The sequence below is a fragment of the Methanobrevibacter sp. UBA417 genome, assembly GCF_002508845.1.
Classification (GTDB): domain Archaea; phylum Methanobacteriota; class Methanobacteria; order Methanobacteriales; family Methanobacteriaceae; genus Methanobrevibacter_A; species Methanobrevibacter_A acididurans.
The window spans coordinates 18,013-33,244 of record NZ_DAZC01000027.1 but is presented as its reverse complement, the minus strand read 5'-3'; the positions used below and the strand labels follow the sequence as shown (position 1 = coordinate 33,244).

Genomic DNA, 15,232 nt, shown 5'->3' with positions numbered 1-15,232 from the left:
TTAATTATTTAAAAATTTTTTTAGGAGGATATAAAATGCATAAAGTAGCAAGTGTTGAAGTAGAAAAAAATATTATGAAAGCTAATGAAGCTATAGCTGAAAGAAATAAAAAGTTATTAGAAGATAATAATATTTATTGTGTTGATTTCGTAGGTGCTATCGGTTCAGGTAAAACTTCTTTAATTGAAGATATCATAGAAAATGTTGATGAAAATATTGGAGTAGTTGCTGGGGATGTAATTAGTAAATTCGATGCTGAAAGAATTAAATCTCATGATGTTCCAGTTGTAGGTTTAAACACTGGTAAAGAATGTCATTTAGATGCACATCTTGTAGAACACTCTTTAGAAGATATGCCTTTAGATAAAATTGATTGTTTATTTATAGAAAACGTTGGAAACTTAATTTGTCCTGTTGACTTTGCATTAGGTTCTCATATGAGAGTTGTTGTAGTAAGTGTTACTGAAGGTGATGATACTGTTGAAAAACATCCACTTATTTTCCAAAGTGCTGATTTAATTATTATTAATAAAATAGATTTAGCAGAAGCAGTTGGTGCGGATACTAATAAAATGGTTGCTGATGCTAAAGGATTAAATCCCAATGTTAAAATTATAACTTCTAGTTTAAAAGAAGGTAAAGGACTAGATGATATAATTGAAGCTATTAAAGAACAAAAACCTGAAAATTTATAAGAAATTTTCTGTTATTCTAAATTTATTAATATTATTTAAGTAATTAGGTGGGTTTTCATTGAAAATTTGGATTGATATATCAAATGCTCCTCATGTTCGCTTTTTTAAGGATGTTATTAAATATTTAATTGATGAGGGAGAAGATGTTATTGTAACTACTCGTCAATTTGGTGATATTCATAAACTTATGGATATGTATGGTATTGATTATATTAGTGTAGGGAAACATGGGGTTAGTTTAAAAGATAAGCTTAGAGAGAGCACAACACGTGTAACTGATTTATTTGATATTATTGCAGATGAAAAAATTGATGTAGCTGTTTCTAAGCATAGTATAGAACTTCCTAGAATTAGTTTTGGTTTAGGTATTCCTAGTTTGTATATTTTAGATAATGAGCATGCTGTTGCTGCTAATAAATTAACTCTTCCTTTATGTGATCGGATTATTGCTCCTAAAATTATAGATGTTTGGAAGTTAATGGAATATGGTGCAGATCCTAATAAAATTTTACCTTATAATGGGACTTCTGAATTGATGCATTTTAAGAGTTTTAACTATAATGATGATATATTTGATGATTTAGGTTTAATTTTAAAGAAAAGTAAAACCATATTTATGCGTCCAGAACCTTCTCTTGCTAGTTATTTGGATGCAGATTGCCGCAAATCTGTGTTGTCTCCTATTGTTGAAGTATTAAAAGAATATGCTAATATCCTTGTTCTTCCAAGATTTAAAGAACAATCTAAAATTTTTGAAGGTATTGATAATGTGACTATTTTGGAACCTCCAGTGGATACTAGTAGTATTATTAAAAAAGCAGATTTAGTTATTGGTGCTGGGGGTACTATGAATAGGGAGGCTGCTATTCTTCAAACTCCTGTTATTTCTTGTTATCCTGGTACTTGCTTGTCTGTAGATAAATTTTATATTAATCAAGGTTTAATGTATAGGTCTAATAATCTTGATGATATTATTAATAAAGCTTTGAGTTTTATTGTTAATCCTCATGAACCTATAGATGTTAACCACGATGACTTATTTAAAATAGTACTAAATAACATTTATGATTTAGGTAAAAATGGAAAACCATAATAATGTTTTTAATTATTTTATTACTTTACATAAATTTTAAGTAGTAATAAATTATTAATGTTATTATAATGGGGCTGGTAGCTCAGATGGTAGATCGTCGCCTTGGCATGGCGGAGGCCCCGGGTTCAAATCCCGGTCAGTCCATTTAAATATTGAAGATTATTTATACTGTAAAATGAAAATTAAAAGAATAATTTTTGTTTTATAATGAAAAAATTTAATATTATAAATAAACTCATATTATAAAATTCAAAAGTAAATTAGTTAATTAAAAAATATTATAATATATGTGTGATAAAAAATGGCGTTTATAGCTCAAAATCATTTTCAATTTATATTAGAAATAGCAGCAATAATATTTGCAAGTATGATATTTATAATTAACTTAGTGCCATTATCACTAAGTATTGTAACATTCTTGTCTTTATTCTTAGCTATAGTATTCACTTTACTATTTGCAGGTGATATTGCTTTACTATTTCTATCGTTTGGTCAACATGAATTTACACATACATTTGGACCGATAGCTTTACTTGCTATAATAACCGCTCTAGCTTCATTAAAAATTATGGAACGTTCAGGAGTAAATGTACAAGGGCTTAAAAGACTTGTATACATATTACTTGCTCTAATAACTTTATTTGGAGGAATGATGCATAGATCCTTCTTAATATTATGGATTCTTGGTTTATTCATAGGATATCTTATTATATCTAAATCTTTCCGAGAAAAATCATTTTTAACCATAAAAAGAGTATTAATATTTTTAGGATTAGGTGTTGCAGCATTTGGTTTAATGGAATTATTAGCAAAAGTATCTGGAATGCAAGTATTCAGTCCAATGTTACGTATTAATCGTCTTGAAAATAACAGTCTCTCAAGTATTCAAATGGTACTTCATAATACAAATCTAATTGGGCATGTTCAAAATTCATCATATTGGGGATCACAAGGATTAGGTTTTGCAGATGGGTATATAAGTTTACCAATGCAATTCATCTTATTATTTGGATTACCTTTCCCAATGTTCTTTGGTTTATTAGTATCTAAAAAAGATATTATTGATTATATGCTTCCAGGAACTTTCGGATATGCATATGATTTTGGATATTTAACGATGATTGCCTTAGTTGCATTTGTGGTAATAACGTTGATTGTTGGATTAAAAATTTTACAAAAATACCGTGATAAGCGTGAAAGAAAAAATAAAAAATATTTAGGTAAAGAAGTATTATTGATTGGATCATTAACTGCATTCACTACCCAAGCAATTATTGGTTTATTTGTATTTAACAGAACTATAAATGGAACGGCATTATTAACATTTATTGTTTTAGCTTCTTTAGTATGGGGAAATGTTGTAACTCTTAAACGAAGCAACTAAATCTTCATACACTTTTTACTTTTTTTCAAAATTAAAATACATTTTAATTATTTATTTACTAATTCTTAAAAAAATTTACAATACTTCATTTTTTAATTTTCTATAAAAAATATTTTAATAATAAATCCTTAATATTTGATTTTTCAAAAAATTTAAAAAAATTCTTTATTCTATTTTAAGTTTAAAAATTAAAAAAAAAATAAAAAGTATTTAAAAAAAATTTCAAATTAATTTTCTTAGATTAATAATCTTAACAGATAATATGTATTATCATAATAGTAAGATTGGTTTATCATTGAATTTATTGTTCCTATTATACTCATGAAAATTATTATAAATAAAAGTACTGGAATTATTATCATTATCATAATTTCCACATCTGAAAATGATCTTCGTACTGGTAATTCTGGTTGTTCTTTTTTCCATAATTCATTTAATGATTCTTGTATGTTAATAAGTACCCATATTTGAAGAAATGGTAATAAAATCCACACTATTAAATTCCCACCTGAAGAATATGAAGGGATATTTTCAAGTTTTAATTTTTTTTCATATTGGTTAAAAAGTTCATATATAATTATCCAATTTACTATAGGTATTAATAAAAGTATAGTGAATAATACAGGACTAGTGTCCTCATGATAATACTCTTTTAAGGATGTGCTATTTTTATAATACCAATAAAAAGTATATAATCCTCCAGTCAATATCATAAGTAATGCTAACCTACGTATAGGTATTACATTTGATTCTTGCAGCATCCCTACATTATAATGTGCATTTTGAGGATTCGCACTGTTCAAAGAATTTCCACACTTTGGACAGTAATTGGAGTTTCCATTAATTTGGTTCCCACATTGAGTACAAAAACTTTTAGTATTTTTCGTATTGCTTTTTATAGAATTCACATTTTTCTGTATCTGTGGAGGATTTATTTGTGTAACATTTATTTTTGCTCCACAATTATAACAAAACTTAGTGTCCTTTTCAACAATGGTTCCACATTGTGGACATTTTTCTTTTTCCATTTTCATCATTTTCCTAAAAAATTTTTTTATTAATTTTCAAAATCATGTTTGAATTTGATTTTTTAATTCCTCTGGTTTTTTTATCTGTATATTATGTATTTGATATTGATTCATTGTTTCATCAAAACTTATATAATCTTTATATTGATAAAGTAATGTATTAATTGTGCAAATATCTATTCCAGTTTTCTCATAAATTTCAATATTTGTAATAGGTGTTTCTGAGTCTAATAAAACATTTAATATTGTATTATGTATTTGTTTATAAGCATCTAGTTTACTTATTAAATATTTTAACCCTTTAAGACTTATTTCTACTGATTTTAAATCACCCTCTTTACTAATCCTTAATTCAACAAATTCTTTTTCAGCTAATTTTTTTAATATTTCAATGTTTTCGTTTTCACTGGTGTCTAAATCATATGTTAAGTTTATAAATTTCATGTATCGTATTCTTTTTGGTCCATTATCTTTTTGGCACATATTGTAAAGTATTTCTAATATTTTCAATTCAGAATCCATAATATCTTTTTCTCCCTTAAATTTTTTTGTTAATGTTTATTATGGATGTTTTCTAAATATATCTTTTATGACATATCTTGATGAATCCAGAGTAATAAATGATACAATTTATGATAAAATAAATGAATACTTTAAAAAAGAAAATGAATTTCCTAATAGATATAATAGAGTAACTTTTTTTAACAATAATAAAGATTATTTTTACCAAACTGAAGATACATCTTACAGTATAAAATCAAGGGAAATCAACAATAAAATAGAAATTCTCCACACAAAAACAGGTGCAATATCAGAATCTTTTGAAAAATTTATTAAACCAATGAAATTTAACTATCAAAAAGATATTCATGTATTAGATATTTGTGGAGGAATTGGATATAACTCAACAGCCATGATACAAGATTTCATAGAACACGCCTCACCTAATACAAAATTAGTAATTGATTGTGTTGAAATAAGTAAAGCTACACTTGCTGCAGGATTACTTGTACCCTCACCAATATCTGCCCATGATATAATGAAACATGCAATTGAAAACAGTTTAATATATGAAGGTTATATTGTAAATCCAAAAGAAAAAACACCTATACCTAAAAGTATGGAGATAAATATTTACATAGCTGATGCTCGTTGTACAATAAAACAATTACCTAATAATTATTATGATGCAATATTTTTAGATCCATTTAGTCAAACAATGTCACCAGAACTTTTTAGTTTCGAATTCATTAAAGAATTTCGAAGAGTCATAAAACAAGAAGGATTAATAGCTACATATACTAGTTCATCACCAGTACGATCTGCATTTATAAAAAATGGATTTCATGTAGGTTTAGGTCCAATTTATGGTAGAAAACAAGGAGGAACACTAGCATCCCCCAGTTCTTTTATGTTAAATGAATCCATTCCTAAAGATGATGAAATAAAAATTGCATTATCTGATGTGGGAATACCTTTTTATGACCCTAACTTAAATTGGTCAACACAAGAAGTTACGGAAAATAGACAAAAATTAAGACATAAAGAAAGACATCATACATTAATTTCTAGTGCTGTTAAAACAACAACTTATTTAGGTAAAGAACCTAAAAATTCAGCACTAAAAAGAAGAATGGAACGAAACTTAGCTAAAATTGGAATACCTGGACTTAAAAGTAAAGAAGCATTTTATTTAATAGAACCAGAAAAACAATATAACTTAAAGTACTTGGACAATAATAATTCTAGAACACGTATACTTGAAATACATAATCGTTTGAATAAAATTCTTAAAATGAATAATAATCAACTTAATGCATATAAATGTATGAAATGTGGTTTTAGTTGGCCACAAAATTCTAATATGGGATATAAATGCCCTCAATGTGGTTCATTTCATATAAACAAAATAATAGATAAAAAACATAGAAAAAATCGTCCAATTACAGGAAATCCAAATAAAGATTACCGTCATCATCATCGTTTATACAATAATGATGATTTTGGGGCACATATGCACCATAAAAAACATAAACATCACCATAATCATCTATGGTTATATAATATAGATAATTTTGGTCGAGGATTAAATCATTGGTCTAATCATGGACATAAACATTTTCATGACTATGATAGACATAAAAATCATCATAAACATCATAATTAACTATAAAATGTTTTTTTTTCCATTTAAATTTTTTATATTTTTTTAAAATTAATTATTTAACAATTTAAAAAAGAAAAAAATAAATATGGTTTTTTTATTTTATAAAAAATAAATCCATATGAAAACAAATATTAATGCTGTAATAAATATTAATGGTGCCATAATTTTACTAACAGCTACAATTGAACTTATTGTGGATATTAATTCAGTACTGTTATTTGGCCCAAAAGTTTTTAAATTTTTAATTTTATTAATATCGGTTCCTGCTTCAACAGGTTCAAGATCTTCTAAAGCAGTTAATATACTTTCACGTAAATATTCTATGATTTTACTTTTTTCAGAGACTCCAATAGGATTATATCCATTAGCTAATGTATTCACTGAATGAGTATCAGTAGTTAAAACTTCTAATTCATCTATAGGTAAATCATTTAATTCTTTAAGTATTGTTTCCCTAAAACCTAATTCCATATTGTTACTGTCAAATAATGCTATTGCGGTTTTTTGTTCTCCTGCTTGAATAACCATTACTTTAAGTGCACTGTCACCTACACCATTGTTTTTATCTAAACCTTCCATCGGATTATAACTTATTCCAACTTGTAATGGATAATTTCGTTCTAAGTTTTCAATCTTTTTAACAGTATCTAATAATTGGAATACTTCAGGATTTCCAGGTAATACTCCTCCTTTTTCAGCATTAAAACTATTATGACAATCAACAACTATACTATTTTCAATTTTACAAGTTTTTTGACTTTCAATAATCATTGATAATCCAATACTAAATTCAATATCATCACTACCTGAGGGTGCAAATGTTGAAAGCATGATAATTCCATCATTAAAAAATTGAACTCCAATATTTGCTTGTTTTTCTGAGTATCTGACAAATTTACTACATTTATTAGAATAGTTCATTTTTGCCAAGCTTTCATTAACAGCATCTTTAATTTTTTGTATTTCATTAACACTTACTGGATTGAAATCATGTGTTGATGGTCCATGAGCTACCATTGTGAAGTAATCATATTCATTAGCAAGTATTGTTGGCATATTAGCTCCACCAATGTCTCCAATAGGTCCCGGATGTACGGATGGGCTGATAAATAATGCTTTAATATCACCATTCATGTTTTTAAAACTTAATGTGCCCACTATTGTGTCAATTTCTTCTCCTGAAGTATCAAATAAGTTTTCTAAGTATGATGATCCTTCATTCATATGTGCAATAAAAAAACTTAGTAAATCTAAGGCACCAAATCCAAGATTATTCTTCATTGGATTTTCAACTACTTTCATAAATGAGTAAATAGCTACTAAAAATACTAAACATGCTATAATAACTTTTAATATTGTTCCAAAAATTCCTAGTTGGAAAACTATTTCAAGATTACCTAAAAATGTCACTACAATTAACATACTTATAATTAATAAAGGTTGAACTAAACTAATAATAAATGATTTTAAAGGCCCAATATGGCTGGTTCCCCATAACACTAAAAAATTCCAAGCAAAAATTAATACACAGCCAAATAATATACTATTTACAAATAGGTCCATTTTAAGAATTATTCCAGCAATTAATCCTAGTACAGATATTAAACATAATATCACCATACTAGTAAGAGAAAGAAACATACTATGTTTCCTTTTAAGATTAATACCTTTTAATAAATAAACCCATTGTTGGTCTGTAGCACCAGAAACAATGCTTCCTAATCCAAAAACAAAAAATCCAAATGAACCTCCATAAAAAAGGTTTTCTAATTGACTATATGTGTTGATTGGTTTTAATAAAAATATTATGGCTCCTGTTATAAAACTAATAAATATCATACTGAATAATGATATTTTAACTTTAGGGAGTGTTTTAATATACTTTGATAATCCTGCAACACTACTCATACTTGACATGTTTAACTCTTACTCCATTTTAAAAAAATTTTTCTTTATATCTTAAGGTAATATTATTATTATTTATTTAATAAAATTTATAATAGTATACTATAATTATAATAATGTTTTTAATAATATTTATTATATCTAAAAAAATTAAAAATAATATTAAATAAAAAATACACTTTAAGGATAAATTTATTATGATCGATATAAAAGTACCAGTTAAAAATCAAGATTTAACAAAGTTAAAAATAGGGGATATAGTGACAGTTTCTGGAACTATTGTTACTGCAAGAGATCAAGCACATAAAAGAATCATTGAACAAGGTGCACCATTTTCATTAGATGGTGTAGCATTATTCCATGCAGGTCCTATAATCCAAAAAGATGATGAAGGAAATTATGATATAGTTGCAATAGGTCCTACTACTAGTATGAGGATGAATCCATATCAAGCTGATGTTTTAGATAAAGGTGTAAAAATTGTCATAGGTAAAGGAGGAATGGATGATTCAGTTAAAAAAGCTTTAAAAAGAGATAAATCTGTTTATCTTGTTGCAACTGGAGGGTGTGCAGCATTATATGTGGATAAAGTAAAGGAAGTTTCTAATGTGGATTGGTTAGATCTTGGAATGCCTGAAGCATTATGGGAATTGTCTGTTGATAAATTTGGACCATTAGTTGTAGGGATGGATTCTAATGGAAATAGTTTGTATGATTAATTAAATTAATATTTAAATTACTTAATAAGTTAATTATATTTGCCGAATAGTTTATATAATAAAACTTTTATTATTTAATATTAGTTTGTAAAAAAACATTTTTTTAAAAGAATAATTTATAATGATTTTTAAAAAATTTTAATAATACAAAAATTAATAAATAAAAAAAGGTGAATTGAACATGCCTGGTGCTTTAAAAGAAACTGCAGAAAAAAAACTTAAATCTAGAATCCGAAAATTTAAAAAAGTAAATAAAAGTGATGAAGAAAAAGATAAATTTTTTGAACAATTAGGAGGATCTGTTGAAATATATTTACCATCTAAAAATCCTGAAGAAATATCTGATAGTATATTATTCTATACTACTGCTGATGGTAAAATCATTGAAGCAGAATATTCATATAATGAAGGCGATAACTTTGAAACTATTCCTTTAGATGGGAAAAATTTAGATATTGTTGTTGAAGCTTTCAGTTCTAATTTCCATTTAGAATTTCTAGATGATGAATCTTAAATTAGAAAATTATATCTATTTTTTAAATACTTTTTTTATTAATTTTATTTTAACCCTTTTTTTTAATTATGCTATTTTTTATTAAAAAAATTTAATAACTTTATAATATATTATATTATAAATAGTGAAAAATTATGCTAGTTACTAGTTCTTTAGATGAAGTAAAAAAACGTGAATCCGCATTAAGAAATATTAGAAAAATAATTAATCAAGATACTAGGAAAAATTTATATGATTTTACTGGTTTATCTGGAGGTTTTCTTGCTACAGAAAATGATTTAAAACTTTTAGAAACTTATGTAGGTCCAGCTATTTTTGAAGAAAAATTACAGAAAGAAGGTATTAAACATTTAGGTGGGGAAAAAGTTTTTGCAGTAAATAGAACCAGTTCTGGAATTCTTGCAACAATATTAGCACTAGTTCCTGAAAAAGGTTTTGTTTTACATTTTTTAAAAGAACACCCTGCTCATCCAAGTATACCTAGATCATGTAAAATAATGCATGCTAATTATTTAGAATACACAGACATTGATAAATTTCGTGTCCCTTATGATGTTAATTTAGTTATAATCACAGGTTCCACTATGGATCATCAAACTATTGATGAAAAAACTTTTAAAAAAGTTATAAATCTTGCACATAAAGAAAATATTCCAGTTTTAGTTGATGATGCTTCTGGAGCCCGTATAAGAACAGCAATTTTTAATCAGAAAAAGGCAACTGAATTAGGTGCAGATTTAGTTGTAACAAGCACTGATAAATTAATGAAAGGTCCTCGGGGAGGTTTAATGGCAGGTAAAGAGGATTTAATAGATTTAGTTAAATCCAAAGCCACACAATTTGGTTTAGAAGCTCAACCTCCAAGTATTTTAGCTATGGTGAAAGGTTTAGAAGATTATAATCCTGAAAATTTAAGATTATCATTAAATAAGAAAACAGAATTATTTAATCAATTAAAACTTAAATATAATTCTTTCCAAGAAACACCTACAGGGGTGATGGTTAAAGAAGGAGATATGTATAATGAATTAAATTGTGAAAATAAAGATTTATCCGCTAAAGATTTTAACTTCATCTGGTCAATGATATTACTTAAAAAAGAGGGAATAATAACAATACCTGCAGTAGGAATGCCTGGAGCTTCTGCAACTATCCGATTTGATATAGCTTCACCCGATAGTAATAAGTTAACAGTTGAAGAAATAATTAAAAAAATAAATTCATCAATTAATTCATTAAAAAATGTTATGAATAATACAGATAAATGTTATAATTTAATTTTTGAATAAAAAAAGAAAAAAAGGGGAAAATTTTTAATTTAATTTTTTTAGTACACATTACCTTTATGACGTAATTCCCCTGCAAAAATTTTTTCAAGAGAACCATCATTTTTTTCAATAATTAAACTACCTTCCCTATTAATTCCAATAGCATAACCTTCAATAATTTTTCCTAAAGGTTGACGAATAATTACTTCACTTCCAATAGTTTTAGATAAGTGTCTCCATTCATTTAAGATTTTTTCATAATCTTCTTCTTTGAAATAATTATAAAATTTTTCAAATTCTTCAAGGAAAATTCTGATAATTTTTTTCTCTTTAATCTCACGGTTAGCTTCATCTTTTAAACTTGTAACATTATCTTTTAGTTCCTCTGGGAAATCATTCATAGTTAAATTTGTATCAATTCCAATACCTACCACAACATAATCTAAATTATTAAATGAAGCTTTTGCTTCTGTAAGTATTCCAGATACTTTTTTATCCTTAATAAGTATATCATTTGGCCATTTAATTTGAGCATTAACTCCAATAGTTCTTAAAGTTTTACAAACAGCAACTCCAGTAGCAAGAGTAATTAGTGAAGCATGAGTTGGGGGAACATTTGGTCTAATTAATATACTTAACCAAGAACCTCCTTTTGGAGATTTCCAAGCTTTACCTGATCTTCCTCTAGCTTTAGTTTGGGTATCTGCAATTATAACTACACCTTCTTCTTCGTCTGATTCTCCAAAGAATTTAGCTATATTGTTTGTAGATTTTACTTCATCATAAAAGTATATGTTTTTACCAATATAATCAGTTTTTAAGTTTTCTTTAATTTTTTTGGCAGTGTTTTCACTGCTTTCTTGTGAACCTAATTCTTTAAGAAAATCAATGATTTCAGATTCATCTAGTGCTAAAACTTCATCAGCATCTTTATCTGAAATTTTATTTTTCTTTTTAAGCAAATCTATCATTTCTTGTTTCATCTGAAATTCCTCATTTTAAAAATATTTTCTCTTAATTTCTCTTTTTATTTTGTAAAGCTTGTGCATTTGTTAAGTAAGAACCAACTCCTGCACTAATTGCAGCTATTTTCTTTCCTGGCATGAAAGTAGCTTTTAAACGGTTCACGTTTTCTCTATCTTCTTCAATTACTTTCTTCATTTCTTCTTCAATTCCCTTTTTATGGTCATCAATGAAATGAGTGTTAAGTTCTCCTTTTAAGAAGTAAGGATTTCTAATAATTGCTTTATGGAATGGAATTGTGGTTTTTACTCCTAATATTATGTATTCGCTCAATGCTCTTTTCATTCTATCTATTGCATCTTGACGAGTACTTCCATTTGTAACTAATTTACTTATCATACTATCATAAAATGTAGGAATAGTATAATTCATATAAACTCCACTGTCTAATCTTACTCCTGGGCCTCCAGGTGATCTATATCCTGTAATTTTTCCAGGATTTGGTGCAAAATCAGATAATGGATCTTCTGCATTTATACGGCATTCGATTGCATGTCCTGTTACTTTTATATCTTTTTGTTCTAAGTTTAGTTCTTCCCCTGCAGCTATTTTTATTTGTTCTTTTACAAGGTCAATATTAGTTACTATTTCAGTTATAGGGTGTTCTACTTGAATACGAGTATTCATTTCTAAGAAATAATAGTTACCATTATCATACATAAATTCTATTGTTCCAGCACCAGTATAATTAATGGATGATGCTGCTTTAACTGCACTTTCACCCATTTGTGCACGTAATTCTTCTGTCATTATTGGAGAAGGTGCTTCTTCTAATAATTTTTGATGTCTTCGTTGAATACTACATTCTCGATCTGCGGCATGAATTACATTACCATAATTATCTCCAAGAACTTGGAATTCTATATGTCTAGGTTTTTCTAAGTATTTTTCTATAAATACAGTGCTGTCTCCAAAATTGGCTGCAGCTACAGATTGAGTGGATTCGATAGCACGTTGTAATTCATCTTCACTATAAACAGCTCGCATACCAATTCCACCACCACCTGCAGATGCTTTAATAATTACTGGATATCCAATGTTTTTTGCAATTTCTTTTGCTTCATTTATATCTGTTAATCCTTCTTGGGTTCCTTCAATTACAGGTATTCCTGCTTTACGCATTATTTGTTTACTTGTAATTTTATCCCCCATTTGACGTATTACATCTCCTGTAGGTCCTACAAGGGTGATTCCATTCTTTTCACATTCTTCTCCTAGTTTAGGATTCTCTGCAAGAAATCCATAACCTGGGTGAATTGCTTCTGCACCAGATTCAACTGCTGCATTAATAATTTTATCTATATTTAAATAACTTTGTAAAGGACTAGGATTACCTAGTGGGTATCTTTCATCTGCATAGTTAGTGTATAAAGATGTTTTATCTGCATCAGAATAGACTGCAACACTTTTAACATCTAATTCACGGCATGCTCGCATGATTCTGATAGCTATTTCTCCTCTGTTAGCTATTAATATCTTGTCAAACAATTTCATAACCTCTTTTTGTAAAGTAATAATTATTAAATTTATTCAATAATTAAATATTTATTATAATATATTATTATATAATTAAATTATCTTTATTATATTTTTTTAGATAACAAATATTTAGTACCACTATTAAGGTTTTATTATTATGATAAAAATTAAAAAGAAAAAACAATTAGAAATGATACTTCAAAAAATACCTTCTCATCCAAATCCTAAAGTTAACTTAGAACAATATACAACACCTTCTTATATTGCAAGTGATTTATTATGGAATGCATATTCAATTGGTGATATTGAGGGTAGAAATATTATAGATTTGGGGTGTGGAACTGGAATATTTGCTATAGGTTCAAGTTTGCTTGGGGCTTGCAAATCTTTAGGTTTAGATATAGATAATGATTCAATTGGTACGGCTTTAAAAACATCAAATAATTTAAATCTTAAGAATGTAAATTTTGATGTTTTAAATGTTCTACAATCTAATGATTTAATAAATATTGTAAAAACTTATAATTTAAGTTATGATAATAATTTTAAGGTTGAAACTCTATTCCAGAATCCTCCTTTTGGTTCTCAAGAAAAGGTAAAAAAAGGTAAAGATAAAAAATTTATTGATGTTGCAATGAATTCAGCAGAGGTGATATATTCTTTTCACATGTTATCTACTGAAAAATTTGTGTGTGAATATTTTGAAAGTAAAGGTGGTGTTGTGTCTCATAAATTTAGGTATCATTTTCCTTTACCTAAAGTTTATAGTTTTCATAAAAAAGAAACTTATAATGTTGATGTGATTGTTTTAAGAGTTGAAAATTTTTCAATTTAATTTTTTCATTATTATTTTTTTTCTTTTTCAATTTAATTTCTGATTTATTTTTTATTTCTTGTTTTATGTGTTATTTGTTCTCTTTTTCTATTAAAAGAAGTAAAGTATATATACTATATTAAACTAATATAATTATAATCTATATATTATATATTTAAATAAATTTGTTATAGTAGATCTATAAAATACTCTAACTTTTAGAGTATTGGAACTTAACTTAATATTTTCCTAGTTGATATTATAAAAATTTTAGGGTAATATTTATATATAGATTTGAATAAATAATTATTAATGCAGAAACGAAATTTATCAATCTTTATACCAAATTCATTCTTGTCTGAGACAACTGACTTAAAATTTAAGACTAGTAAAGTTGGAATTTTAGGAAGATTATTAGCTGTATATAGAGCTAATCAAGTTGTAATTTACAATGATATGTCTCATGGAGATGAAAATAACTTCAAAGATGGGGATTTCATTGCTGAAGTACTTTCTTTCATGGATACACCTCAATATTTAAGAAAACAGGCGTTTCCAATAAAGTCAGAATTGAAGCATGTTGGAATACTACCTCCTTTAAGAGCTCCACACCATCCTAATAATGTAGAACCTGAATTAGGTGATTACAGACAAGGATTTACTGTGAAGCGTAATAGAAAAGGAACATTTGTTGATATAGGTATGGATAAATTAGCATTCTGCAGAGAGCAACTTACAGTAAAAAAAGTTTTCAGCTTTAAAATTACAAAGTTAGCTAAAGAGGTAATAGTCACACCTGATGAACCAGATGACATTTACTGGGGTTATAAGACATTATCTACTCATAAAAGTCTTAAAAATAGCTTGAAATTAGTTAAACCCGATCTTGTTGTTTTAACTACAAGATATGCAGATACAATAGATTCTATTTTTAATGAATTAGAATATAAGGTAAAGGAATCTGATAATATAGCAATATTATTTGGAGGACCTTACTCTTCAATTGAAGAAAATGTTGAAAGTTCTAATTGGGATGTTGTGAAAGTAAATACAATACCTAATCAAGGAACTGAAACCGTCCGAACTGAAGAAGCTGTATCAGCTACATTATCTATATTCAATTTAATGATGGACTAATAAGGA

14 protein-coding genes and 1 tRNA gene are annotated in these 15,232 nt (G+C 26.9%); 10 read left to right on the top strand and 5 right to left on the bottom strand.

Translation table 11 applies throughout. The features are described from left to right. The first annotated feature begins 35 nt into the window (after positions 1-35). From hypB to BP769_RS04700, 4 genes are all read left to right on the top strand, one after another. Positions 36-695 (top strand): hydrogenase nickel incorporation protein HypB, encoded by a 660-nt coding sequence (hypB, locus tag BP769_RS04715; protein WP_413825539.1) that lies wholly within the window; start codon positions 36-38, stop codon positions 693-695. 58 nt (positions 696-753) lie between these two features. After that, positions 754-1,788 (top strand): DUF354 domain-containing protein, encoded by a 1,035-nt coding sequence (locus BP769_RS04710; protein ID WP_413825536.1) that lies wholly within the window; start codon positions 754-756, stop codon positions 1,786-1,788. A 71-nt stretch (positions 1,789-1,859) separates the two neighbouring features. Continuing rightward, a tRNA-Ala gene (locus BP769_RS04705) sits at positions 1,860-1,932 on the top strand. A gap of 157 nt (positions 1,933-2,089) precedes the next feature. Beyond that, complete coding sequence (locus BP769_RS04700; protein WP_413825533.1) at positions 2,090-3,172, top strand: hypothetical protein; 1,083 nt, start codon at positions 2,090-2,092, stop codon at positions 3,170-3,172. Between the two features lie 236 nt (positions 3,173-3,408). Here the strand turns inward: BP769_RS04700 and BP769_RS04695 are convergent, their stop codons facing one another. Both BP769_RS04695 and BP769_RS04690 read right to left on the bottom strand, forming a co-directional pair. Then, positions 3,409-4,200 (bottom strand): zinc ribbon domain-containing protein, encoded by a 792-nt coding sequence (locus BP769_RS04695; protein WP_413825530.1) that lies wholly within the window; start codon positions 4,198-4,200, stop codon positions 3,409-3,411. 42 nt (positions 4,201-4,242) lie between these two features. Next, on the bottom strand, positions 4,243-4,722 hold the full coding sequence (locus BP769_RS04690; RefSeq protein WP_413825527.1) for a hypothetical protein: 480 nt from the start codon (positions 4,720-4,722) through the stop codon (positions 4,243-4,245). A 67-nt stretch (positions 4,723-4,789) separates the two neighbouring features. On the opposite strand from BP769_RS04690, the gene BP769_RS04685 reads away from it, so the two are divergent. After that, on the top strand, positions 4,790-6,367 hold the full coding sequence (locus tag BP769_RS04685) for an MnmC family methyltransferase (RefSeq protein WP_413825524.1): 1,578 nt from the start codon (positions 4,790-4,792) through the stop codon (positions 6,365-6,367). A 99-nt stretch (positions 6,368-6,466) separates the two neighbouring features. Here BP769_RS04685 and BP769_RS04680 read toward each other — a convergent pair whose 3' ends face one another. Beyond that, a complete protein-coding gene (locus BP769_RS04680; protein WP_413825521.1) occupies positions 6,467-8,284 on the bottom strand; it encodes a DUF2070 family protein in 1,818 nt (605 codons plus the stop codon). Between the two features lie 185 nt (positions 8,285-8,469). Between BP769_RS04680 and BP769_RS04675 the strand changes: the two genes are divergently transcribed. The 3 genes from BP769_RS04675 to BP769_RS04665 all read left to right on the top strand — a co-directional run bounded on the left by BP769_RS04675 (position 8,470) and on the right by BP769_RS04665 (position 10,794). Continuing rightward, entirely contained in the window at positions 8,470-8,991 is a 522-nt protein-coding gene (locus BP769_RS04675; RefSeq protein WP_413825519.1) for a FumA C-terminus/TtdB family hydratase beta subunit, read from the top strand. 181 nt (positions 8,992-9,172) lie between these two features. Beyond that, complete coding sequence (locus BP769_RS04670) at positions 9,173-9,505, top strand: hypothetical protein (RefSeq protein WP_413825516.1); 333 nt, start codon at positions 9,173-9,175, stop codon at positions 9,503-9,505. Positions 9,506-9,639: 134 nt separating this feature from the next. Continuing rightward, on the top strand, positions 9,640-10,794 hold the full coding sequence (locus tag BP769_RS04665) for a TIGR03576 family pyridoxal phosphate-dependent enzyme (RefSeq protein WP_413825514.1): 1,155 nt from the start codon (positions 9,640-9,642) through the stop codon (positions 10,792-10,794). A 38-nt stretch (positions 10,795-10,832) separates the two neighbouring features. On the opposite strand, the gene BP769_RS04660 is transcribed toward BP769_RS04665, so the two are convergent. Both BP769_RS04660 and BP769_RS04655 read right to left on the bottom strand, forming a co-directional pair. Then, complete coding sequence (locus BP769_RS04660) at positions 10,833-11,756, bottom strand: biotin--[acetyl-CoA-carboxylase] ligase (protein WP_413825511.1); 924 nt, start codon at positions 11,754-11,756, stop codon at positions 10,833-10,835. Between the two features lie 31 nt (positions 11,757-11,787). Next, positions 11,788-13,284 carry an acetyl-CoA carboxylase biotin carboxylase subunit gene (locus tag BP769_RS04655; RefSeq protein WP_409198721.1) on the bottom strand — a complete coding sequence of 499 codons (1,497 nt, stop codon included), beginning with the start codon at positions 13,282-13,284 and terminating at the stop codon, positions 11,788-11,790. Between the two features lie 148 nt (positions 13,285-13,432). Between BP769_RS04655 and BP769_RS04650 the strand changes: the two genes are divergently transcribed. Both BP769_RS04650 and BP769_RS04645 read left to right on the top strand, forming a co-directional pair. Beyond that, on the top strand, positions 13,433-14,110 hold the full coding sequence (locus BP769_RS04650; protein WP_409198722.1) for an METTL5 family protein: 678 nt from the start codon (positions 13,433-13,435) through the stop codon (positions 14,108-14,110). A gap of 291 nt (positions 14,111-14,401) precedes the next feature. Continuing rightward, the gene (locus BP769_RS04645) at positions 14,402-15,226 is read left to right on the top strand and encodes a putative RNA uridine N3 methyltransferase (protein ID WP_413825508.1); all 825 of its coding nucleotides are present in this window, start codon (positions 14,402-14,404) and stop codon (positions 15,224-15,226) included. Positions 15,227-15,232 lie beyond the last annotated feature (6 nt).